The following is a 20,480-nucleotide window of genomic DNA, read 5'->3' on the forward strand; positions in this document are numbered from 1 at the left end:
ATGTCCGTGAAATATGGAATAATGACGTTGCTCTATGATAAAAAATGTCATGGTTATGAATTAAAAATTGAATTGGATCAGTTGCTGGGGAATAAAGGGAAAGTTAATCCGGGTCAAATATATACGACCTTAGACCGCTTAATTCGAGATGAACTTGTTATCCCTTTGAATATAGATGAACAAGAGAGAAAATTATTCACCCTGGATGCATCAGGCAAAACAGAACTGGAGAAATGGTTATTAGAAGCAGTTCCTTATCATTCAACTAAAGAAGATTTCTTCTTTAAATGGATCTGTGCAAGAAAAATCGATTATGCTAACGAGTCGCAAATGCTTGAACAGCAAAAAGCGATGGTTTTAAAAGAAGTAATGGATCTGACCAAATTAAAAACAGACTTGCTGATAAAAGGAGATGAGAACAACTATCTTTTAATCAGTGGGAGGCTGCTTCACTTAGAAGCTGATTTAAACTGGATCTCCCAAGTGGAGAACAGGCAGACAAAACCATAATATGCTCCGTTGCACCTTTTGTTGTAAAGCAGTATGTTTATTAATGTTATCATAAGAAACCCGTTATTTTGAGTATTTCTCAAAATAACGGGTTTTATTTTTATTTGGAAATTTTAATAAGGCCCCATTTCCTAAAAATATCTTGACAAGTTAACTTTTTTAATCGATAATGATAATCGTTATCAATGATAATGATTATCATTATCGGATGTTGAGAGTTATCTATATCAGAAGAGGAGGCGAATCAATGAAAGCAATTGAAGTAAATAAAATTGATGTCGGCTATGCCAATGAATTAATTATCAAGAATCTCAGCATTTCGATTCCATCTAATAAAATCACAACAATTATCGGACCAAATGGTTGTGGGAAGTCAACATTAATCAAAACAATTGCACGTATTTTAAATGTAAAACATGGTGCAGTTTTTTTAGAAGGAGAAGAGATTCATAAGGTTGATACAAAAGAGATTGCAAAACGTATGGCAATCTTGCCTCAAACAGCTGAAGCACCTGGTGGACTGACAGTATATGAATTAATTTCTTATGGACGTTTTCCTTATAAAAAAGGGATGGGTTCCTTAAAAAAGGAAGACTACGAATATATTGACTGGGCGATTGATGTTACGGGGCTGACAGAGGTCCAGAATCGGTTACGGGAGAGGTTTTTTCTTTAGTTTAAAAATCTTTATACTGGCTCTGCCTATAGTGATTATGATGCTTGTTGCAGGAACTTTTCTTGGAATGAAAACAAAGAACACCATTGAAATCAGTCTTTATGGTATGCCAATAGTTGTACTGTATTTTTTCCTGGAGGGTCTATTAATGAATAGCAGCAAGGAGGATATGCCCTGGCTGGCTATTTTTCCGAATTATCATCTTCATTATGGGATTGATCAGCTTTACTTCAATGAATCTTTTCTTGCTTATTTGGCTGTACCTGTGATTTGGATGGCAGCAGTAATCTTACTATTTGTGAACTGGTTTAAGAAACAGGAGTTTTAATAGAATAAATTTGTTGAAAAACAGTAGATGCATAAGCCTGCTATTTTTTTGGCAATTAGGTTATTTATAAAGATCCATATTTTCAAAGAGTGAAGGACTGAAAGTTGTGACAATTAAATGGTAAGTCTTAATTACAAGAAATCAGCACTAAATCCATGTTTTTTAATAATGAAGTACATACAAGCCAGTTTTTACCGCTTTATACGTTTATTTGCTGACTTACGACATTTGAAGGAGTTATTAAAGAAATGTAAAATTAGAATTGTTGTGCTGAATACCCTTACATAGCATATTTATTGTTTAGCTTCTTGCAATTCGACTGTTAAAGGTATAAAGAAAATAAAAAGATTAGTAAAGTAATTAAAAGAAAAGGAGTTATATTTATGTTGAAAAGCGTAAAATATAGTGGGCTTATTTTTGCAATTTTCTCTGTATTCTTACTTGCAGCTTGTGGAAATTCCGATGATAATTCTTCTGGAGATGATGGTGAGATGAATTACAGTGAAGCAGTAGATCATACTATTATCGGTATTGAACCGGGTGCAGGTATCTCTGTCACCACAGAAAGAGCTATTGAAGAATATGACAATTTAGAAGGCTGGAATGTGGAATTATCATCAACGGGAGCAATGATGTCTGAATTAGGAACGGCTATTCAGAATGAAGAACCAATCGTTATTACAGGCTGGAATCCGCATTGGATGTTTGCGCAATATCCAGATATGAAATATTTAGAAGATCCTAAAGAAATTTATGGCGGGGAAGAAACACTTAATTCTTTAGCAAGGCTTGAATTGGAAGAAGATAATCCAGATGCATATAAATTTATCGACCAGTTTGAATGGGAAGTAGAGGATATGGAAGATATTATGTTTGAAGCAGAAGAAACTGGTGAAGACATAGAAAATATCGCAGCACAATGGGTAGAAGATAATCAAGATAAAGTAGATGCATGGGCAGAAGGTGTCAATGACGGCAATGGGGCGGAAATTGAACTTGCCTCTACACCATGGGATTCCGAGCGTGCATCTTCAGGTGTTTTAAAAGCTGCAATGGAACAGCATGGATTTAATGTGACAGTTACTGATGTCGACGTAGCAGTAGTGTTTGAATCTGTAGCTTCTGGAGATGTTGATGCTACTCTGGCAGCCTGGTTACCAGTAACACATAGTGAATTCTATGAAACTCATCAGGACAACTTTGAAGATTTAGGACCTAATTTGGAAGGTGCCAGAATTGGTCTTGTTGTTCCAGAATACATGGATATTGATTCAATTGAAGATTTAGAGCCAAAATAATTAAATGAAAGTTGAAGCCTTATATGGAGGAAGCTGCTGATTAATCAGCAGCTTCCTCTTTGCGACGCATGATTGTGACATATACCGGCGATAATCCAAAAAGAATAAAAAATACTGATAAACTGATGATACATCCCTTTTCAATTCTCCTATCTATGATTTAATATAGAGGATGGGTAAAAAGAAATTATACATAATTTTAAATGAGTATAAATAGGGGGGGTGCAATTTTTGAGAACTGGAGAAGTTAAATATAATATCAGTATTGTATTTATTATTATTGCCATTTTATCATTTGGAATTGTAGTAATGAATTCCTATAGTATGCTTGGTGATCTGGATTCTGATGAGGAGTTCAGAGCAGATGTAGAGAATAGTTTACAAAGTGCAGGGGATGAGCTTGGCGGCATAACGCAGGAAGAGCAGATTGAAATTTTCAGTAACAGTGTAATCTTTGTTATTATCGTTGCAGTTATTTCTATCCTTCTAGGTATTGCTGCTGCTGTCTTTTTAGCTAAACGGATAAAGGTGAAGCTTATTGGCATTCTGCTGATTGTTATTGGTGTTTTAAGTGCTGTCTTAACATTAACATTAGGAACCATTGGCGGCATTGGTTATCTTCTTGCTGGTATTATTACTCTGCTGAAGCAGCGGAAAGCACGGAATGCTTTGCTGTAAAAGAATAGGTTACAGGGAGAAGCGCAAATACTAGTTATTGGTATTTGTGCTTCTTTATAATTCCTTTATTTTTATCATTTAACCTAATGACAGGAGGATGATACGAATGAAGGAAAACATAGTATCTGTACAAAATATAATAAAAAAAATGAAACGTAGATATTTATTGCAAGCTATTACATTTCAGATTGAACAAGGAGAAATATACGGGTTGCTCAAACCTAATGGAGAATTTATATAATTTAGCCTTGCTTCATTCACAATTAACAAAGTAATCTCGGAAAAAGAAAGTGGAGGAAGTATTGAAAATCGTTCAACTGGAGGATAGAGCCGATGACAAGGTGCGGACGTATTCATTAGGGATGAAGCAGCGCCTGGGAATTGCCCAAGCCATTGTGGAAAAGCATCACGGTGTAATCAGTGCGGATAATCATCCGGATGGGGGGCTGTTTTTACAGTGCTTATCCGTAATATGAAACATAATTAACGGGTGATTTTTTAATCCATGTATCTTCTAAAGATGTATGGATTTCTTTTATATATAGAAAGAATAAAATTCTGCCACAGCAGGATTTCAAACTGCAAAATTTTAAAATTGCAAAAACATGTTCTTCTAATGTTCACAATTTCAGCTAATAAAACCTTCTATATAAACAAATTAACTGGAATTAAAAGAGTGTATGGTATATATTTTTCTTAGTGCTTAAAATTAGATTATAGATTTGATATAGATGGGAAAAAGGAGTTTAGATTAGAAATGGCAGAAGCAGTGAATAGGCAAAAACAGAAAATGCCTTTATTAAAAATTCTTTCGCAGACAGTGAAAACAGGAATTATCCGTTCCAACCTGGTTCCAATGTTTGCGGGACTGACATTATCTTTATACACATACCAGATTGGTATTTTAGAGAAGCTGCCGGAAATCCTGTTTGCTTTGTTGGGCTCTATTTTCGTGATAGGAGCAGCGGGAGCTTTTAATAATTTATATGATCGCGATATAGATGCTATCATGAAAAGAACGAAAGGCAGGCCGACCGTGACAGGTGAAATCAGACCCGGAGCGGTATTATGGCTGGGAATCATCATGGCTGCAGCCGGAATTATTTTGCTTTCCTTGACTACTCTGCTGGCCGGATTCCTGGGTTTTCTGGGATTGTTTTTTTATGTTGTTCCTTACACAATGTGGAGCAAGCGGAGAACGGTATATAATACGGAAATTGGCAGTATCTCCGGGGCGATGCCGCCTTTAATCGGCTGGGCTGCGATGTATCCGGATATCACGCATCCGGCGATTTTAGGATTATTTGTGATTGCAGTTATCTGGCAGATGCCGCATTTTTATTCGATTGCGATCAGGCGGCATGAAGAGTATCAAGCTGCTGAAGTTCCAATGCTTCCCGTTGTAAAGGGAGTAAGACGGACATACATCCAAACTAATATTTATTTAGTGGTTATGATAGGCATCAGCTTTTTATTGAGCTCATTAAGTGTTGGTCTCATGCTTGTGTCACTGCTAATGAGTACAGGCTGGCTTGTTTTAAGCATTTTTGGCTACAAACGGATGGATTCGGAAAAATGGGCAAAATCTATGTTTATTTATTCTCTCATTCATATGACAGTGGTTTTTTCAACGGTGATCATTTATTCATTGATGGGGATTATTTTTAAATTATAATATGCTATGAAATGGTATCAGCAAAAAAGAACCAATTTTGTTTTAGAGTTGGTTCTTTTTATATCGTTATTAAAGCGTAAATATTTGTGTTTCAAAACAGTCAGTAAACAGGTGTTTTATCTTAATTTTGTATTATCAGGTCGATCTTTCCGCTTACAACGGTGTCCCAATGCTGATTTTCCCCGCGGATCTTTAAAATTACTTCCTGGCTAGCTGATGAAAGGAGTTTCGTTTCAATCGTCAAAACATCGTTTACAAACAGTGGAGAGGAGAATCTCATTTTATAATATGAAAGTCTCCACCCATCCTGCAGCAGGGGAGAAATAACCTTTGCCCCAATCGCCATCGTCAGCATGCCATGTGCTACCGGATTGGGAAAGCCTGCCTGATTTGCAACTGATTTTAAAAGATGAATTGGATTTGTGTCACCAGAAACAGCCGCATACTGTTTAACTAAATTCGCCGTTATTTCGATCACGATTTTTTCATTAACATAATCCACCCAATCATTCCTCCTGATAGCGAAGCACCATGGTTGTATCGCTGGTGGCAGCTAAACCATCCCCATCATCAATCGACAGACGATGAACGATAAATTGCTGGTTGCTCTGAGTGCGCAATTTTTGCAATTGTATCTGGCAATGGTATGTCTTATTTGCGATAAGAGTATGTTCGTATGAAAAGGATTGATCACTTTGAAGCATTGTAAAATCATCTGTCAGCCATGGAAGTTCTATGCTTTGCCAAAATAATATTGGATAGGTAGGAGGAAGTGGAATATCGGCATATCCCGCTTCCTTTGCCACAGTTATATTCTGATAAAGCAGATTTTCTTCACCGATAACCGTACAAAATTCCTGTACCTCTTTCCTTGTTACCTTGGTCGAAATCCATTCTGTTGTTGTACCAATCCATTTTTTATCAATCATTTCCTTCATACCTTTCAAATAGAGAAGCGATGCCAAGTCCGCCGCCGATTCCAAGGGTTGCAAGTGCTGATGCTGCTCCTGTCCGCTCTATTTCTGTGCATAATCTGGTAATAAGAATGGCTCCTGATGCGCCATAGGGATGACCGAAAGCGAGAGCTCCACCGCCGATATTCAATCGCTCCTGTGGAATTTGCAGCTCGTTCACGGAAGCTAATACCTGGGAAGCAAATGCTTCATTGAATTCAATTAACCCTATTTGATCGATTGTTTTACCGGTTCTTTGCAGCAGCTTGTTAACAGCTGGGACCGGACCGATTCCGAGAAGATTAGGATCAACGCCGGCACTGGCTGCATCAATAAAAGTCATCGTCGGCTTTATGCCTGATGCAAGACATTTTTTCTCAGACATAATCAGAACAGCAGCAGCTCCATCATTGGTAGCACATGCATTTCCAGCTGTCACTGTTCCGTTCTCCGTAAAGGCTGGTCTGAAGCGGGAAAGCATGCGCAGGCTTAAGGATTCTCTTGGTCCTTCATCGTTATCTATTCCCTGAACCGGGACAATTTCTTTTGCAAATCTGCCTTCCTTTTGTGCATGGATTGCTTTTTGATGGCTTTCATAAGCAAAATGGTCCTGTGCTTCCCTGGAAATATGAAAAACTTTTGCAATATTGTCTGCTGCCGCTCCCATTTCAGGATCACCAATCGATGCTGGTGAGAAGCGAGCACGGGAATAAAAGGCCGGCATTTCGTAAAGGGTAGCTGGCTTTTCGATTTTCCACGGTGCAAGGCTGGTGCTTTCGATGCCTCCAGCAATGTATATATCACCTGCTCCTGCTTGAATATGACGGCATGCCATATGAATGGCTTCCAGCCCGGAGCCGCATTGGCGATCGATGGTGACTGCTGGAACTGTGGCAGGAAGTCCGGCAGTCAAGGCCGTGAGTCTTGCTATATTTCCACCTGGTCCAATGGCGTTACCTAAGATCACCTCATCGATTTGATCAGGGGCAACAGGGTGTTCTGCTAACAGTGCTTGAATGACCTCGGCACCTAACTTTTCCGGCGGTATATGCTTAAACATACCGCCAACCTTTCCAATGGCTGTCCGTTTCGCTGCGACAATAACAGCTTTATTCATGGTATCCACCTCGACAGATTTTTTTCGATGGTGCTGCGTGCAATTTTACCTGTTTTCGTGTAAGGTAAATCATTCACCTCGTAGTATTTTTGGGGACGCTTGTAAATAGCAAGCTGTTTTCTGCAATGTGCCTTTATCTGTTTTAAATTGCCAGGACTATCCTGTTTCCATTCAATCAAAGCAACGGCCTTTTGTCCCCAATGAATATCATTTATTCCAATCACAACAGCATCTTTGACATTAGGAACATCCTTGATTATTTTTTCGATTTCCTCAGGATAAATATTTTGCCCGCCACTGATCATCATATTGTTTTTCCGTCCAATAATCGTTAGAATGCCTTCCTCATTTAAAAAGCCCAGATCACCAATCGATGCACCATATGGCGTTAATACCTGTTTTGTTGCTGGCTTGTTTTTTACATAGCCGGTAAATAAAAAGGGACTCTGAACATAGACATTGCCTATTTTGCCCGATGGAAGTAAAGCACCATGTTCATCACGAATGGAGATCGTTACCCCGGGAAAGGGCTTACCGACACTGCCAGGATATGTATCTGCTATTTCCTTTGTGGTATAGGTTACATAACTTAATTCAGAGGCACCATAATATTCGTAAATTGTGCTATTTGGAAAGATATTAGTAATTCCTTTTTTTATCGATGGCTGGAGCTTTGCCCCTGAAGATAAAAAAGTAACGGATTTTTCTATGACTGCTGTTTGTTTTGCCAATCCGCTCAGCATCGTTGGAACAGCATAAACAACTGTTGCTTTTTTAGAGCGAATGATATGTAAAACGTCACTTGCTGAAAACGATGCTGTCAGATAAAAGCTGGCTCCCAGGTGCAGGGCATGTGTGGCACCAAATAATGAAAGGGAATGACAAAGCGGTCCCGGAGCTAAAATAATATCTTTTTTTCCATAATGGAAAGCCTTTTCTCCAGCAGTAAAGCTTGTTAGCCATGATGTGTGATTACGGACAAAACCTTTTGGGTGTCCCGTTGATCCAGAGGTGAAACCAAGATAAAAAGAACGATCAGCCGGAAATCTTCCTGCTGCGGCTTTTTCGGCTTCCTGCACATCTTCTGTGAAAAAAGCAATTGGAAAATGATAGCTTGCCCGTTCTTGAAAGGATGAGCTTGCAACGACAAGGTCGGGCTCAGCCATTTCCATCACACGGGCTGCTTCGGACTCACTCCATTTTATATCGAAAGGAACAGCTACCCATCCCAATGTAATAACGGCAAAATAAGCCTCTAAAAAAGCAGGCTCGTTTCCGATAAAAAGAGCTACCTTTTGAGCTTTATGTGTCTTTACCTGCTTTTGCAGCAATGCTCTATATTGTTGGACTTTTTCATAGAATGCAAGATAGGTAATGGTTTCCTCCTGAAAATAAATAGCTGCTTTATCAGGCTGTTCTTGTGCAAATCTTGCCAGCTGACTTCCGATTGTCAATAGACTCACCTCAGTATGTAATATGCTTGCTTTTATCAATTAATGGATAAACCTTATTTAATTTTATAATAACAGCACTTACAAGCAGTGTTTTTAACACATCACCTGGTAAAAAGACAAGAGCTGAAAAAGCAGTCGGTCCCCATGGCAGGTTGGATAATATAGATAAATAGGTTACGCCGATGATATTAACAACAATAACACCACCGAAAGTTGTAATCAATACGAGCTTCCAATACGTTAAGTTATGGATATTTTTTTCTACCAAATATCCGATAATACATGCTGCTATCGGCCATGAAAGAATGTAACCGCCGCTTGGTCCAATCAGAACTCCTAAACCGCCGCGCCCGCCCGTCAATAACGGTACGCCGACTGCAATAAGGAAAACAAAAAGTAATAAACTGAGCCCGCCCCGCCTTGCTCCAAGAATACCTCCGGCGAGCATGACACCAAGGGTTTGTAACGTAATAGGTACTGGAATAACTGGAACGGGAATTGGCGGGAAAAATGCTAATATCCCGATAATGGCTGCAAATAATGAAATAAACATCATATCTCTTAATTTCAATTTGTTTCCCTCTTTCTGTTTGTATTATTAATAGGATAAGTGAATGTATAGTTATATGTCAACCTTTATTATTTAATGGGTGACAATGATGAGATATGCCTTTTTATTCTTTAAGAAAATATACAAAATTTAAGGAATAAAGTATAAGTGCAGCGGTTTTGATGGGGTGAGTAATCGCAACCCCAACTAAGGCAATCCTACGCCTTTCAGGCTTGGCTTGCCGAGTTTTCTTTATCATAATTGGAAGACTCTGCTTTCATGCGAACAAGCAGTAATTTGTTCATGTTGTAAATGTGTATTATAACTAACGGAGGAATGTTTGCCATACAGATATAAATAATGATAAAGGAATCAATAGATAAGAAAGAAGAATGAAAGAAAAGGCTTAATAAATAAAAAAGAACGGCAAAGGGCTGTATTTTCTGATGACTGTGTTGTCTTTGCGGTAAAAGTATAAGCAGGAAGTGTAAGAATCATAATACTTGTTACAAATAAAGAAAGAAGGTGCTTGATCATTTGATTTTCTCTCCCTGTTATTTTCATTAATTTATCATGATAAAAGTAAATTTATGCCTTTATGTCTATTCCTGGACTTTTAAAGGATTTTTCTGAAATTTCTAGCTTTACAGGCTGTCCGTGCTTCCATGAGGGGTCTTTGCTTGACAAAGTCAACAAGGCGTTGTGCTTCTGCTATGAAGATTCGATCTAAGGTATAAGCAGCATTAGAACGTTCGGTTTCGGGTAAGGAATTTAAGTAATTTTTTGATTTTTAAAAAATGGACTTTTTTCATTCAACATTCCGTTATGATTTTCCATGCTATCTCTCGCTGCATTAATTAAGTCTTGCTTGACTTGATCAGAAACAGTTACAATCTCTCTCTTTTTGTTGGTAATGTTCCGTGGGTGATTTTCATATGGATTTGGGTAACGATGTGTGATTTGTACATCCATATTATCTTTCATCTCCATAAACTTTAGTGTTTGTCGAAGGCTGGTCAGGATAGTAAAATTCACAGATGGTGGGGTAAAATGTACTTATATATCGGCAATATTATTTGTTTTTAAATAATAACAAAGAGAAAAGTCTCATTATTTTGAAAATTTATTTCCATATATTATGTATTTGTAAGTAAAATAAGATACCCAGATAAAAGGAAGCTCTCACAGAGCAAGGGGATAGTCCCTGCAATGATGAGAGCTTGTTTTTATTCATGATTTGCTTCGTCTTTAAGTTCGGCACGCAGTCCTTCAATACTTTCCCTGCGCCGTTCGTTCTTGCTTTCAATGTCCTTCTTATCATGAGCGTTCATTTCTTCTGCATGTGCTTTCACAAAATCTTCCGCTTCATTCATATTTTGCAGTGTATGAGCGATTGTATTTTCAATTCTTTCCGTATTATTAGAACGATCATCTGGTTTTGGTCTGGTCATCTTGACACTCCTTTGGAATCTGATTTCATTGTTAGCTTTTCAAAATACGTCATTTCTATACGTTCGATTAGGAATTTTCACAGGGGAAATGTTCCAGATGCATTTGATGCATTCAGTGGAGCTTTTTCATCTATAGCTTCATTAAAAAATATGAGAGTTCTTTTTCAATTTTTTCTAAAAAATACCTTTTATATTTTTTACGTTAATTAACAAACTAAGCTTTGATTATATAAGGGAAAGGAAGCAGCTCATTGAGAGATTATCTTTTAAGGGGCTGGAATAGCATTGATCCTTTTTACTATACCTGCTCGCGTTTAGATTATGTGATTAAAGAAAAAACAGAGGATAATAAATCATTATTTCGAGTCAGGCTGACAAGATATCAAGGACATGAGGTCACACTTCATGATGGTACTGTGATTAAAAAACATGATTTGCTGTTAAAAATCCATTTGCATAATGTCAGGATGTTAACTGATTTACAGGCATTGAATCAAAGTAAAATGAAAAAAGCACTGTTTATTTATTATAACGTGAAGCGTGAACTTCCGATACTGGCACATTATGTGAAAAAGCATCAGCACAGTCATAAGATTAAAGGAATTATTGGGATTACATCATTATATAAAGGTGCGAACAGGCTGGGATTTGAAGCTGTTCCCATTCGCAACGTCTGTTATCGCACCTATAAGAAACTGGCATTTTCACCGATTTATTTTATTGCAAATACGAGCTCCAAAGATCCTGTTTATTTATTTATGTCGAAGGAGGCATTAATGAATAAATATTACTCCACTATTTGATAAGCATGTTATGGAGCGTTATCTCCGGCCTGCTTCCAATGCGGATATTGATGCCTGTTTGCCCAAGTCCTTCGCTAATATAAAATGGGGAGTTGTTGTGCATATGCAATCCTTTTATTATATTTTGCTGTGCCAGCTTCCCCATTTTAGCCAGATGATAGGCCTTCGGGTAGCAAATTTGTCCGCCGTGAAAATGACCTGCTAATAAATAGTCAAATGGGTAATGTTCCATTTCCAGAACAATGGTAGGATCATGTGTTAAAACAAGATTGACACCTTGTTCAATATTTTTAAAGGAAGATGCCAGATCACTTCTTTTCGTGCTGTAGTCATCAATACCGATAATATTAACAGATTGACCACGGATTTTAATGGTTTGACTGGCATTTTGCAGAACATGACAGTCAAACTGGATCAGCAGATTTTTGAGTTTACGAAAATCCGTATCTTTTAAAACATAATCATGGTTGCCAAACACCGCGTACATACCATGCTTTGGCTGCATTTTCTGAAGGACCTTTAAATAAGGGATCAGCTTTGGAATCGTTCTTTTGCGATCCAGGAAATCGCCGGTTAATGCAATGATATCAGGTGTTTCATGCTTTAGTTTTTTCTCCAGCTCGGGCGGTGTGATAGAAATATTTTCTAAATGCAAATCAGATAGATGCAGGATAGAAAGTGATGCAGGACTTAGAGCATTTTCAGTCTCTATTTTAATTTTCTTGATTTGTATATCCTTTGTATTTGTATATGCTCTGTAGATCAGGATGCTGCATGTAATGATAAGCAATGTAATCAAAATATAAATCATTCGTATTGCTCCTCTCCAAGGAGGAGTATAACACTTCTATACATGTTATTTCATTGGTAATTCAAGGATATTGGAAGGTGTTGAGATGCAGATATGAGAAATAAGAAAACAGCATTATTTTTACCCTTTATGCAAATTACTACGGGACATCATCATGTTGCAGATACTCTAATGGATGAACTTCAAAAGGTCGATCGCACAATAGACTGTCAGAAAGTTGATATTTTATCTTACAGCTACGGCAAAATCGAAAGACTTGTTTCTTCGACTTATTTGTTCTGGATTAAACGGATTCCGCAAACCTATCATTGGCTTTATGATCAAATGGCTTATAAAGAAGTCTCAAAAAGAAATAGACAGCTTCTATATGAGGCAATATTTATGTATTTCTTTAAACGGCTGCTGAAGGAAACAGAGCCTGCGATTCTGTTTTGTACACATTCATTACCATCTCATATGGCAGGCAGACTAAAGCAAAATGGGAAATTACACGCTATTACGGTAAATGTTTATACGGATTATTTTGTTAATCGGATCTGGGGAATAGACGGTATTGATTATCATATTGTTCCTTCTGCACAAGTAAAGACATTTTTAATAAGCAATGGCGTCAAGGAAGAAAATATTTTTGTGACAGGGATTCCCGTCCATGCTGCATTTGTAAAGGAAACACCCCGGCAACTGGATCTCAATAAAATTACGGTTTTAGTCAGTGGAGGGAACTTAGGTGTTGGGGAAATAGAGCAATTTTTGCCAAGCAACGCTTCCGATAAGAAGCTGCATTATTATGTATTATGTGGGAAAAATGAGCAGTTGTATAAACAGTTACAGACAAGAAAGCTATCCAATGTGACACCGGTTTCATATATTTTCTGTAAAAAAGAAATGAATCAGCTATATGATAAAGTGGATGCTATCCTGACAAAGCCTGGTGGTGTAACGGTAAGTGAGTGCCTCGGAAAACGTAAGACGGTATTTATTTGTAATGCGCTTCCCGGCCAGGAAAAAATCAATGCAGCACAGCTGGAGAATATGGGGGTGATTATTCCGGTCAATATACAGGAGGAATCGGTAGAAGATCAAATTATCAGCTATTTTTCTGATGAGGACAGGCAGGAGCAATACAGAAAAAATGTAGAGGATTATCATGAAAGCCTGGATGGAAAATCAATGGCAGAAATATTGAAAGGGATACTTTATTAGCTTTATGTGTTTAAAAATAAAACGCATAAAGCTTTTTGAATGGAATCTCATTCCGTAATAAAAAAATAACCTGTATCATGTAACTTATTACCATCTGTTTGTATAATAGATCTAAAGAAAATCAATCATAAAGCAGAGAAATATGGAGGGTCAGCTATGAAATTACTCATTGTCGAGGATGATAAAACGATTGCTTCCGGCTTGGAATATTCCTTAAAGCAGGAGGGCTATCAGGTAACAATATGTCATCGTGCTCAGGAAGCGGTAGAAATAATAGACACACAGCTCAATACGATTTCCCTATGTTTATTTGATTTATCCTTACCGGATGGCAGCGGCTATGATTTATGCCGGAGAGTGAAAGCAAGCGCGGATGTCCCTGTTATTTTTCTGACGGTTGTCGATGATGAAGTCAATGTAGTAATGGGGCTCGATATGGGAGCAGATGATTACATTACCAAGCCATTTCGGATTCGTGAATTAAGCTCGCGGATTAAAACCGTACTCAGACGTTATCAGAAAAATAACACGCAGGAAAAAGACAGCATTCAGCTTGGCATCATCGAGATATTTCCACTGGAGGGGAAGGTATATAAAGCGCAGCTGGAGCTTGCGTTAACAGCGCTTGAATATCGGCTGCTGATGATTTTTATCAATCATCGCGGGCAGGTTCTTTCCCGGGAACAGCTTCTGGAAATGATATGGGATGTTGCTGGAGAGTTTGTCAATGATAATACATTGACGGTTTATATTAAACGGCTGCGGAAGAAGATTGAAGATAACCCGCAAAAGCCGATGCTGATCGAAACGGTCAGAGGATTAGGGTATAGGATGGTAGCAGAAAATGTTAAGAAATAAAGAGATTCGTGTCTTTCTTATAACAACGGTATTCATTTTGGGAATTGGGATTCTATTAGGATTCATCCATTCTCCGGTCACTGCGCTATTTATCGCTGCTGTTGGAGGGAGTCTGATTGTTTGCTATATCTTCTGGATAATTTGGCGTTATCAGCAGATTGTTCAGCTGTCCAGTTATCTGCGAAAAATTATGGCAGGAGATACTTCGCTGGATGTCCGGGATAACAGAGAAGGGGATCTCAGTATATTAAAAAATGAAATCTATAAAATGACAAGGATGCTATCTGAACAGCAGACAAGCTTACAAAAGGATAAAGAAAAGCTGACGGATGCGATCTCAGATATTTCTCATCAAATAAAAACACCGCTGACTTCGATGACAGTGATGGCTGATTTATTAAGTGAGCCGGATTTAGAGACTGAAAAACGGAAGGAATTTACCTATCACATTCGCAAGCAATTAGAGCGGATGGAGTGGCTTGTTTCTTCCTTATTAAAGCTTTCAAAAATCGATGCCGGGACTACGCTGTTTAGTAAGGAAAAGGTGGAAGTGGCACAACTCGTAAAAGAAGTCATCGCACCAATGGAAATACCTGTTGAACTGAAAGAAATAGAGCTGGAGATAGAAGGAAAGCCGGAAGCTGTTTTTATTGGAGATAAGAATTGGACGAAAGAGGCTTGTATAAATATTTTAAAGAATGCCGTTGAACACACACCAATCGGCGGAAAAATTACTATCTCTTATGAGGAAAATGCTATTTTTACGGAAATACGAATGAAAGACAATGGACAAGGAATTGGAAAAACAGAGCTTCCGCATATTTTTAAACGCTTTTATAAGGGAAGTCATGCAGCAGATGGCAGTGTCGGTATTGGATTGGCGATGGCTTATTCCATTATCACCAATCAGCTGGGAGATATTGAGGTGATTAGCGAGCCGGGAAAAGGGTCTGTTTTTCATATTAAATTTTACAAGCAGGTCGTTTAAAGTGACAATATTGTCATCAAATTAGTCACCAATCCGTCATTTTAGACAAGTAAAGTAGTAGATAACAAGGGAAACGAATAAGGAGGAAAAGGAAATGGAATTAATGCGGATTGAAAATTTGTCTAAAGTGTACGGGAAGGGTGACACAGCAGTAAAGGCATTGGATAATGTATCTTTTTCTGTGAAGCAGGGCGAGTTTGTAGCGATTATCGGACCATCTGGTTCTGGAAAATCAACCCTGCTGCACCTGCTGGGAGGTGTTGACAAGCCGACGGATGGAAAGGTATTTATTGAAAAGACAGATATTTATGGATTAAATGAAACACAGCTGGCTATTTTCAGGAGACGGCAGATTGGCTTAATTTATCAATTCTATAATCTTCTGCCGATATTAACAGTGGAAGAGAATATTACCTTGCCGATGCTATTAGATGCGCATAAGGTGGATCAAAAGCATTTTAAGGAAATTGTGGAGATACTGGGACTGCAAAAGCGTCTGGATTATTTACCGAATCAATTATCCGGTGGACAGCAGCAGCGTGTGTCGATAGGCAGAGCGCTGATCAGTAATCCATCTATTATTCTTGCAGATGAGCCGACAGGAAATCTGGACAGCAAAAACAGTAAAGAAATTATTGATTTGTTAAAGCTGTTTAATAAAACATATAATCAAACACTGGTAGTGATTACACATGATGACCGTATTGCTTTACAAGCGGATCGTGTTATTTCGATAGAGGACGGAACCATTGCCAAGGACGAGGTGATTCGTCCATGAATATTGTCAATAAAGTAACACTGAGACATCTCAAGGAGAATAAACGCAGGACGCTCGTTACAATTTTTGGTGTTATTATTTCTGTTGCGATGATTACAGCGGTTGCGTCTTTAGGAATCTCTTTTATCGATATGCAGCAGCGAGATGCCATCTCCTATAGTGGTGATTGGCATTATGCTGTAGAGGATGTGGATAAAGAACAGATAAAAGCTATTTATGATGATGATAATACAGACTCTGTAGGAATTATAGATGAATTGGGGTTTGCCCCTTTAAATGATCAATTGACCAAAAGATATCTTTACGTCCGGGCGATGGATGAAACAGCTATGGAGCAAATGCAGGTGAAACTGATAGAGGGGAAGCTTCCAACAAATGAAAATGAGGTTGTGATTTCTGAGGAATTAAAGGGAGAGGATTTCCCTTATCAAATTGGAGACACCATTGAGCTGGATATTGGTGAGAGGTATGCAATTAATGAGGAAGAAAATCGACCGTTAGTTCAGGATGAATCCGTCTATGAAGGTGAGGATGGCATTGGGGAGGAATTACGCAATCAGGAAAAACAGGACTTTAAAATTGTCGGTGAAATAGAAACACCTTTTTGGGATAATCCCTGGTCGGCAGGATATACAGTACTGTCGTATACAGATGGTTTATCTTTGACAGAAATTGATGGTGCATATGTTAATGTAAAGAAATTACGTCATTCATTATTTGATGATTTAGAGAAATTACGGGAAGATTTAGATATTAATGCTGAAAATATGGGAACAAATACTCCGTTATTAGATACGTATTTAATCTCCGTAAATAGCGGTATGGTAGCAGCGTTATCCGGACTGCTTACGGTAATCATCGTGATTATTATGGTTGGATCGATTGTGTTAATTTATAATGCTTTTGCCATATCTGTATCCGAACGTTCCCGTTATTTAGGAATGCTCTCCAGCGTCGGGGCAACGAAAAGGCAAAAGCGAAATTCAGTGTTATTTGAAGGTCTTGTTATTGGCCTGATTAGTATTCCTGTTGGAATTGGGGCAGGGCTGCTGGGAATAGGTGTTACATTGCATTTTATTAGTGAAATGTTGTTAAACGCAGATTTTTATTCTGAAATTCGTCTGGTTGTAACTCCGACGATATTTATTATAGCTATTGTAGTATCATTACTTACCATTATGATTTCTGCATGGATACCAGCTGTAAGGGCATCTAAAATTACAGCGATAGATGCAATCCGTCAGGCAAAGGATGTTAAGCTTACCAAAAAGAAAATCAAAACAAATCGTTTTGTCCAGAAGCTGTTTGGCTATGAAGCAGAGATTGCCTTAAAGAATTTAAAAAGAAACAAGAAGCGCTACCATGTTACTGTATTTTCTCTAATGATCAGTATTATCTTATTTTTATCGGTCGGCTTTTTCACAAACACGCTGACCAAGTCTTATGAATTACAGTCTGAAGAACAGAATTATGATATTTCTATTCAGGAATATTCTGATGATAATAAGCTGGCTGATATATACCCTGCAATAGAAGCTATGGAGGGTGTAAAGGAAAGCATCATATATCAGAAAATAGAGTTCGTTGCTCAAATACCTGAAGAAATTGCAGGAGATACGATGGAAGGCAGATATGACAGTAATGATTCCGAAGAAATGGGCTATTCAATGACATTAATTGGCCTGCCATCAAAAGAATGGGATAGTTATCTTCGTGAAAATGATATTTCAGCAGCATCTGATGAGCAACAGCCAGCAGTTTTAGTTAACACCGTAACTTATATGGACCAAAATAATAAATATGTGGAAAAAGAGATGTTGAATGTTCATGAAGGTGATAAACTGCCTTTTCGTCAGGAATACTATAATGAAGAAAAAGATGATTGGGGATGGGCGGATTCAGAAGAACTTGAACTGATAGGCCTTACGAATAATTTTCCAATGGGTTATTTTTATACTTCATCAAATACATTGATTGTCATTGTTAACGAACAAACATTTAATGAACTGATGGAAAATCTGCCTTATAGTTATGATAAAAGCAGGGAAGCATTTTTAACTTCAGATGATCCTTACCAGGTAGAGGAGGATATTGAAGGACTTGAATCTGGTAACAGCTTGGAGATAAGGAATATATATGCCTTTCAGCAGCAGGATAAACAAATGACTTTAGCCTTATCCATCTTTATTTATGGATTTATTACGCTAATAACTTTAATTTCCATTGCAAATATTTTTAACACAATTTCAACTAGCGTGGCACTGAGAAAAAGAGAATTTGCGACGATGAAATCAATTGGTATGACACCGAAAGCCTTTCGTAAAATGATTCGGTTTGAAAGTATGTTTTATGGAATCAAGTCATTAATCTACGGACTGCCAATCAGTTTTGTTGTTATGTACTGGATTCAGTTACAAACAAGGAGTGCCTTTGAATATCGTTTTCAAATACCTTGGGTTTATATCGGAATTGTCATTCTGGCTGTCTTTATCATTGTCGGAGCTGCCATGCTTTATTCAACTTCTAAATTGAAGAAGGATAATATTGTCGAGACATTAAGGCAGGAAAATATATAAATAAACGAGGAGCTGCTCTGGAGAATTTTATCTGGGGCAGCCCTTTTTAAAAAGAAGAAAATATTGTATATTTTTTTAAATAGTAGTTGTTTTTCTGATCTATTAAGAATATAATACATTTAAATAAGTGTCTTAATGTATTAATACAGTGCAACGAAGATGAATACATAGAATGAGGTGAGCGATAATATTTTAGGAGTATATTAGGTATTTGCTGTGGTTTGAATGTAATATTTATACTTAAAAACTAATTATTGTAATTATTTGTCGAGGGGGTTTGTTATGAATTTTATGAAACGTGGAATTTTGGGGATTACTAGAAAAAAAGGAAAATCCTTAATTTTACTGGCAGTTATTTTTATTTTAGGAAACTTAATATCTGGTGCTATTTCCATTCAGCAGGCAACTGGAAATGTAGAGAAGACGATAAAAGAAAGACTTGGTACAGCAGCTACTGTTGACCTTGATCATGATACGCTGAATAATATGCCTGAAGATGAATGGATGGATTTTGAGCCGGAAGAACTGGGAGTTAATCTGATTAAACAAATCGGCGATCTTCCTTATGTGAAATACTATGATTATAGTATGGAACAATGGATGGGGTCAGAGAGCATCGAGCCCTATCAGGGGGAAGAAATGGATGAAGATTTTATGATGGATGAGGAGGACGAAATACCATTTCAGCTTAAAGGGATTAATTATGCCCCAATCATTGATTTGGAAGAAGGTAAAGCTACCTTAACAGATGGGCGTGTATTTACCGATGAAGAGATTGAAAATGGTACTGCTGTAGCTGTCATTTCTGAAAATTTAGCAGCAGAGAACAACCTGGAGGTTGGGGATACCTTTACATTGGTGAATAATGTTTATTCCTATGATTATGATACAGATGAAGAGGATATAGTTGCTTCACGGGATGTTGTATTAGAAGTGATTGGATTATTTGATCCTAAGTCAGTAACACAAGAATCAGATGAAGATTCCGAGAGCAATATGATGTTTATGATGGAGGATCCTTACTATCAAAATACGATGTATGTTCCGAATGAAATTGTCATAGACGAAACAAATTATAATTGGGAAGAGACTTTGAAAGCAGACGATGAATTAGCTGCAATGATGAAGGAAGAAGGCGAAGATGCGTCATTTGAATACTACGAGCCAATTTATTACTTGAACAATCCGGAAGATATTGAGCCATTTAGGGAAGAAGTTCTTCCATTATTGCCGGAGCTTTATACGGTAATCAGTGCAACAGATCAGTATGAAAGAATTTCAGGACCGATGGAATCTATGTCGAAACTGGCAAAATATGTTTTGATTGTAGCAGTAGCAGCAACGATATTGATTACTGGTTTAGTAGTTTTACTATTTTTACGGGATCGCAAACGTGAATTAGGAATCTACTTATCCTTAGGTGAGAAGCGAAGTAAAGTTATCGGACAAATTTTAATTGAAGTGATGGTCGTTGCCGTTGTTGGTATTACCTTATCCTTATTCAGCGGGAATCTTTTAGCCGGGCAGGTTTCGGATACCATCATGAATTCGGACGACAGTAATCAAAGTGAGTACTATGAAGGGGTTTACTATCCAGAATTAGAGAGTGAATTAACAACAGAAGATGTCATGGATTCTTATGAAGTAAATCTGGATGCAAGCTATGTACTGGGATTCTATGGTATTGGCTTATTGACAATCCTCATTTCAACGGTTATTCCGTTAATTTATATTGTACGTTTAAATCCGAAGAAAATACTGATGTAACAAAGG

The 20,480-nt window shown here is 37.7% G+C and carries 22 protein-coding genes and 1 pseudogene; 15 read left to right on the forward strand and 8 right to left on the reverse strand.

Annotated features, from left to right (window positions below; translation table 11 throughout):
• The 8 genes and pseudogenes from FLK20_RS11040 to cyoE all read left to right on the forward strand — a co-directional run bounded on the left by FLK20_RS11040 (position 1) and on the right by cyoE (position 5,165).
• Positions 1 to 510 (forward strand): PadR family transcriptional regulator, encoded by a 510-nt coding sequence (locus FLK20_RS11040; protein ID WP_152656619.1) that lies wholly within the window; start codon positions 1 to 3, stop codon positions 508 to 510.
• A gap of 247 nt (positions 511 to 757) precedes the next feature.
• A pseudogene (locus FLK20_RS11045) lies at positions 758 to 1,171 on the forward strand (ABC transporter ATP-binding protein); the annotation flags it as partial.
• Positions 1,172 to 1,253: 82 nt separating this feature from the next.
• Complete coding sequence (locus tag FLK20_RS11050) at positions 1,254 to 1,514, forward strand: hypothetical protein (protein ID WP_152656621.1); 261 nt, start codon at positions 1,254 to 1,256, stop codon at positions 1,512 to 1,514.
• A gap of 383 nt (positions 1,515 to 1,897) precedes the next feature.
• Positions 1,898 to 2,812, forward strand: a complete 915-nt coding sequence (locus FLK20_RS11055) for a glycine betaine ABC transporter substrate-binding protein (RefSeq protein ID WP_152656622.1) — start codon at positions 1,898 to 1,900, stop codon at positions 2,810 to 2,812.
• A 231-nt stretch (positions 2,813 to 3,043) separates the two neighbouring features.
• Positions 3,044 to 3,490: a DUF4064 domain-containing protein gene (locus tag FLK20_RS11060; protein WP_194165603.1), complete on the forward strand. Its 447-nt coding sequence runs from the start codon at positions 3,044 to 3,046 to the stop codon at positions 3,488 to 3,490.
• 106 nt (positions 3,491 to 3,596) lie between these two features.
• Positions 3,597 to 3,731, forward strand: coding sequence for a hypothetical protein (locus tag FLK20_RS22115; RefSeq protein ID WP_255473825.1), 135 nt, complete (start codon positions 3,597 to 3,599; stop codon positions 3,729 to 3,731).
• Between the two features lie 61 nt (positions 3,732 to 3,792).
• The gene (locus FLK20_RS21630; protein ID WP_194165604.1) at positions 3,793 to 3,966 is read left to right on the forward strand and encodes a hypothetical protein; all 174 of its coding nucleotides are present in this window, start codon (positions 3,793 to 3,795) and stop codon (positions 3,964 to 3,966) included.
• Between the two features lie 281 nt (positions 3,967 to 4,247).
• A complete protein-coding gene (gene cyoE, locus FLK20_RS11065) occupies positions 4,248 to 5,165 on the forward strand; it encodes a heme o synthase (protein ID WP_152656624.1) in 918 nt (305 codons plus the stop codon).
• A 121-nt stretch (positions 5,166 to 5,286) separates the two neighbouring features.
• Here cyoE and FLK20_RS11070 read toward each other — a convergent pair whose 3' ends face one another.
• The 7 genes from FLK20_RS11070 to tlp all read right to left on the reverse strand — a co-directional run bounded on the left by FLK20_RS11070 (position 5,287) and on the right by tlp (position 10,690).
• Entirely contained in the window at positions 5,287 to 5,667 is a 381-nt protein-coding gene (locus FLK20_RS11070) for a MaoC family dehydratase (RefSeq protein WP_194165605.1), read from the reverse strand.
• Between the two features lie 4 nt (positions 5,668 to 5,671).
• Positions 5,672 to 6,094 carry an FAS1-like dehydratase domain-containing protein gene (locus FLK20_RS11075; protein WP_194165606.1) on the reverse strand — a complete coding sequence of 141 codons (423 nt, stop codon included), beginning with the start codon at positions 6,092 to 6,094 and terminating at the stop codon, positions 5,672 to 5,674.
• On the reverse strand, positions 6,087 to 7,235 hold the full coding sequence (locus tag FLK20_RS11080; protein ID WP_152656627.1) for a thiolase family protein: 1,149 nt from the start codon (positions 7,233 to 7,235) through the stop codon (positions 6,087 to 6,089). Before FLK20_RS11080 ends, FLK20_RS11075 begins: the two co-directional genes overlap by 8 nt.
• Positions 7,232 to 8,689: an AMP-binding protein gene (locus tag FLK20_RS11085; RefSeq protein WP_194165607.1), complete on the reverse strand. Its 1,458-nt coding sequence runs from the start codon at positions 8,687 to 8,689 to the stop codon at positions 7,232 to 7,234. The genes FLK20_RS11080 and FLK20_RS11085 overlap by 4 nt, the downstream gene beginning before the upstream one ends.
• 10 nt (positions 8,690 to 8,699) lie before the next feature.
• A complete protein-coding gene (locus FLK20_RS11090; RefSeq protein WP_152656629.1) occupies positions 8,700 to 9,260 on the reverse strand; it encodes a biotin transporter BioY in 561 nt (186 codons plus the stop codon).
• A 750-nt stretch (positions 9,261 to 10,010) separates the two neighbouring features.
• Positions 10,011 to 10,211: a hypothetical protein gene (locus FLK20_RS11095; RefSeq protein ID WP_152656630.1), complete on the reverse strand. Its 201-nt coding sequence runs from the start codon at positions 10,209 to 10,211 to the stop codon at positions 10,011 to 10,013.
• Positions 10,212 to 10,465: 254 nt separating this feature from the next.
• A complete protein-coding gene (tlp, locus tag FLK20_RS11100) occupies positions 10,466 to 10,690 on the reverse strand; it encodes a small acid-soluble spore protein Tlp (RefSeq protein ID WP_152656631.1) in 225 nt (74 codons plus the stop codon).
• Between the two features lie 251 nt (positions 10,691 to 10,941).
• Between tlp and FLK20_RS11105 the strand changes: the two genes are divergently transcribed.
• On the forward strand, positions 10,942 to 11,493 hold the full coding sequence (locus FLK20_RS11105; protein WP_152656632.1) for a YkoP family protein: 552 nt from the start codon (positions 10,942 to 10,944) through the stop codon (positions 11,491 to 11,493).
• Here FLK20_RS11105 and FLK20_RS11110 read toward each other — a convergent pair.
• Positions 11,486 to 12,304: a metallophosphoesterase gene (locus FLK20_RS11110; RefSeq protein ID WP_152656633.1), complete on the reverse strand. Its 819-nt coding sequence runs from the start codon at positions 12,302 to 12,304 to the stop codon at positions 11,486 to 11,488. The genes FLK20_RS11105 and FLK20_RS11110 overlap by 8 nt on opposite strands.
• Before the next feature lie 93 nt (positions 12,305 to 12,397).
• Here FLK20_RS11110 and FLK20_RS11115 point away from each other — a divergent pair, with 93 nt between their 5' ends.
• From FLK20_RS11115 to FLK20_RS11140, 6 genes are all read left to right on the forward strand, one after another.
• Positions 12,398 to 13,507 (forward strand): MGDG synthase family glycosyltransferase, encoded by a 1,110-nt coding sequence (locus tag FLK20_RS11115; protein ID WP_152656634.1) that lies wholly within the window; start codon positions 12,398 to 12,400, stop codon positions 13,505 to 13,507.
• 156 nt (positions 13,508 to 13,663) lie between these two features.
• Positions 13,664 to 14,365, forward strand: coding sequence for a response regulator transcription factor (locus FLK20_RS11120; protein WP_152656635.1), 702 nt, complete (start codon positions 13,664 to 13,666; stop codon positions 14,363 to 14,365).
• Positions 14,352 to 15,353, forward strand: coding sequence for a sensor histidine kinase (locus FLK20_RS11125; RefSeq protein ID WP_152656636.1), 1,002 nt, complete (start codon positions 14,352 to 14,354; stop codon positions 15,351 to 15,353). Before FLK20_RS11120 ends, FLK20_RS11125 begins: the two co-directional genes overlap by 14 nt.
• Positions 15,354 to 15,447: 94 nt before the next feature.
• Positions 15,448 to 16,131, forward strand: coding sequence for an ABC transporter ATP-binding protein (locus FLK20_RS11130; protein WP_152656637.1), 684 nt, complete (start codon positions 15,448 to 15,450; stop codon positions 16,129 to 16,131).
• The gene (locus FLK20_RS11135) at positions 16,128 to 18,707 is read left to right on the forward strand and encodes an ABC transporter permease (protein ID WP_152656638.1); all 2,580 of its coding nucleotides are present in this window, start codon (positions 16,128 to 16,130) and stop codon (positions 18,705 to 18,707) included. Before FLK20_RS11130 ends, FLK20_RS11135 begins: the two co-directional genes overlap by 4 nt.
• 282 nt (positions 18,708 to 18,989) lie before the next feature.
• Complete coding sequence (locus FLK20_RS11140; protein ID WP_152656639.1) at positions 18,990 to 20,474, forward strand: ABC transporter permease; 1,485 nt, start codon at positions 18,990 to 18,992, stop codon at positions 20,472 to 20,474.
• Positions 20,475 to 20,480: the final 6 nt, after the last annotated feature.

This window comes from Oceanobacillus sp. CFH 90083, assembly GCF_009389585.1.
Taxonomy (GTDB): Bacteria; Bacillota; Bacilli; order Bacillales; family Amphibacillaceae; genus Oceanobacillus.

Excerpts from the sequence above, each read along its gene's own strand:
- FLK20_RS11075 (WP_194165606.1), bottom strand. The coding sequence starts at position 6,094 with ATGATTGATAAAAAATGGATTGGTACAACAACAGAATGGATTTCGACC.
- tlp (WP_152656631.1), bottom strand. The coding sequence starts at position 10,690 with ATGACCAGACCAAAACCAGATGATCGTTCTAATAATACGGAAAGAATT.
- FLK20_RS11130 (WP_152656637.1), top strand. The coding sequence starts at position 15,448 with ATGGAATTAATGCGGATTGAAAATTTGTCTAAAGTGTACGGGAAGGGT.
- cyoE (WP_152656624.1), top strand. The coding sequence starts at position 4,248 with ATGGCAGAAGCAGTGAATAGGCAAAAACAGAAAATGCCTTTATTAAAA.
- FLK20_RS11080 (WP_152656627.1), bottom strand. The coding sequence starts at position 7,235 with ATGAATAAAGCTGTTATTGTCGCAGCGAAACGGACAGCCATTGGAAAG.
- FLK20_RS11120 (WP_152656635.1), top strand. The coding sequence starts at position 13,664 with ATGAAATTACTCATTGTCGAGGATGATAAAACGATTGCTTCCGGCTTG.
- FLK20_RS11095 (WP_152656630.1), bottom strand. The coding sequence starts at position 10,211 with ATGGATGTACAAATCACACATCGTTACCCAAATCCATATGAAAATCAC.
- FLK20_RS11135 (WP_152656638.1), top strand. The coding sequence starts at position 16,128 with ATGAATATTGTCAATAAAGTAACACTGAGACATCTCAAGGAGAATAAA.
- FLK20_RS11055 (WP_152656622.1), top strand. The coding sequence starts at position 1,898 with ATGTTGAAAAGCGTAAAATATAGTGGGCTTATTTTTGCAATTTTCTCT.
- FLK20_RS11040 (WP_152656619.1), top strand. The coding sequence starts at position 1 with ATGTCCGTGAAATATGGAATAATGACGTTGCTCTATGATAAAAAATGT.
- FLK20_RS22115 (WP_255473825.1), top strand. The coding sequence starts at position 3,597 with ATGAAGGAAAACATAGTATCTGTACAAAATATAATAAAAAAAATGAAA.
- FLK20_RS11050 (WP_152656621.1), top strand. The coding sequence starts at position 1,254 with ATGAAAACAAAGAACACCATTGAAATCAGTCTTTATGGTATGCCAATA.
- FLK20_RS11115 (WP_152656634.1), top strand. The coding sequence starts at position 12,398 with ATGAGAAATAAGAAAACAGCATTATTTTTACCCTTTATGCAAATTACT.
- FLK20_RS11125 (WP_152656636.1), top strand. The coding sequence starts at position 14,352 with ATGTTAAGAAATAAAGAGATTCGTGTCTTTCTTATAACAACGGTATTC.
- FLK20_RS11140 (WP_152656639.1), top strand. The coding sequence starts at position 18,990 with ATGAATTTTATGAAACGTGGAATTTTGGGGATTACTAGAAAAAAAGGA.
- FLK20_RS11110 (WP_152656633.1), bottom strand. The coding sequence starts at position 12,304 with ATGATTTATATTTTGATTACATTGCTTATCATTACATGCAGCATCCTG.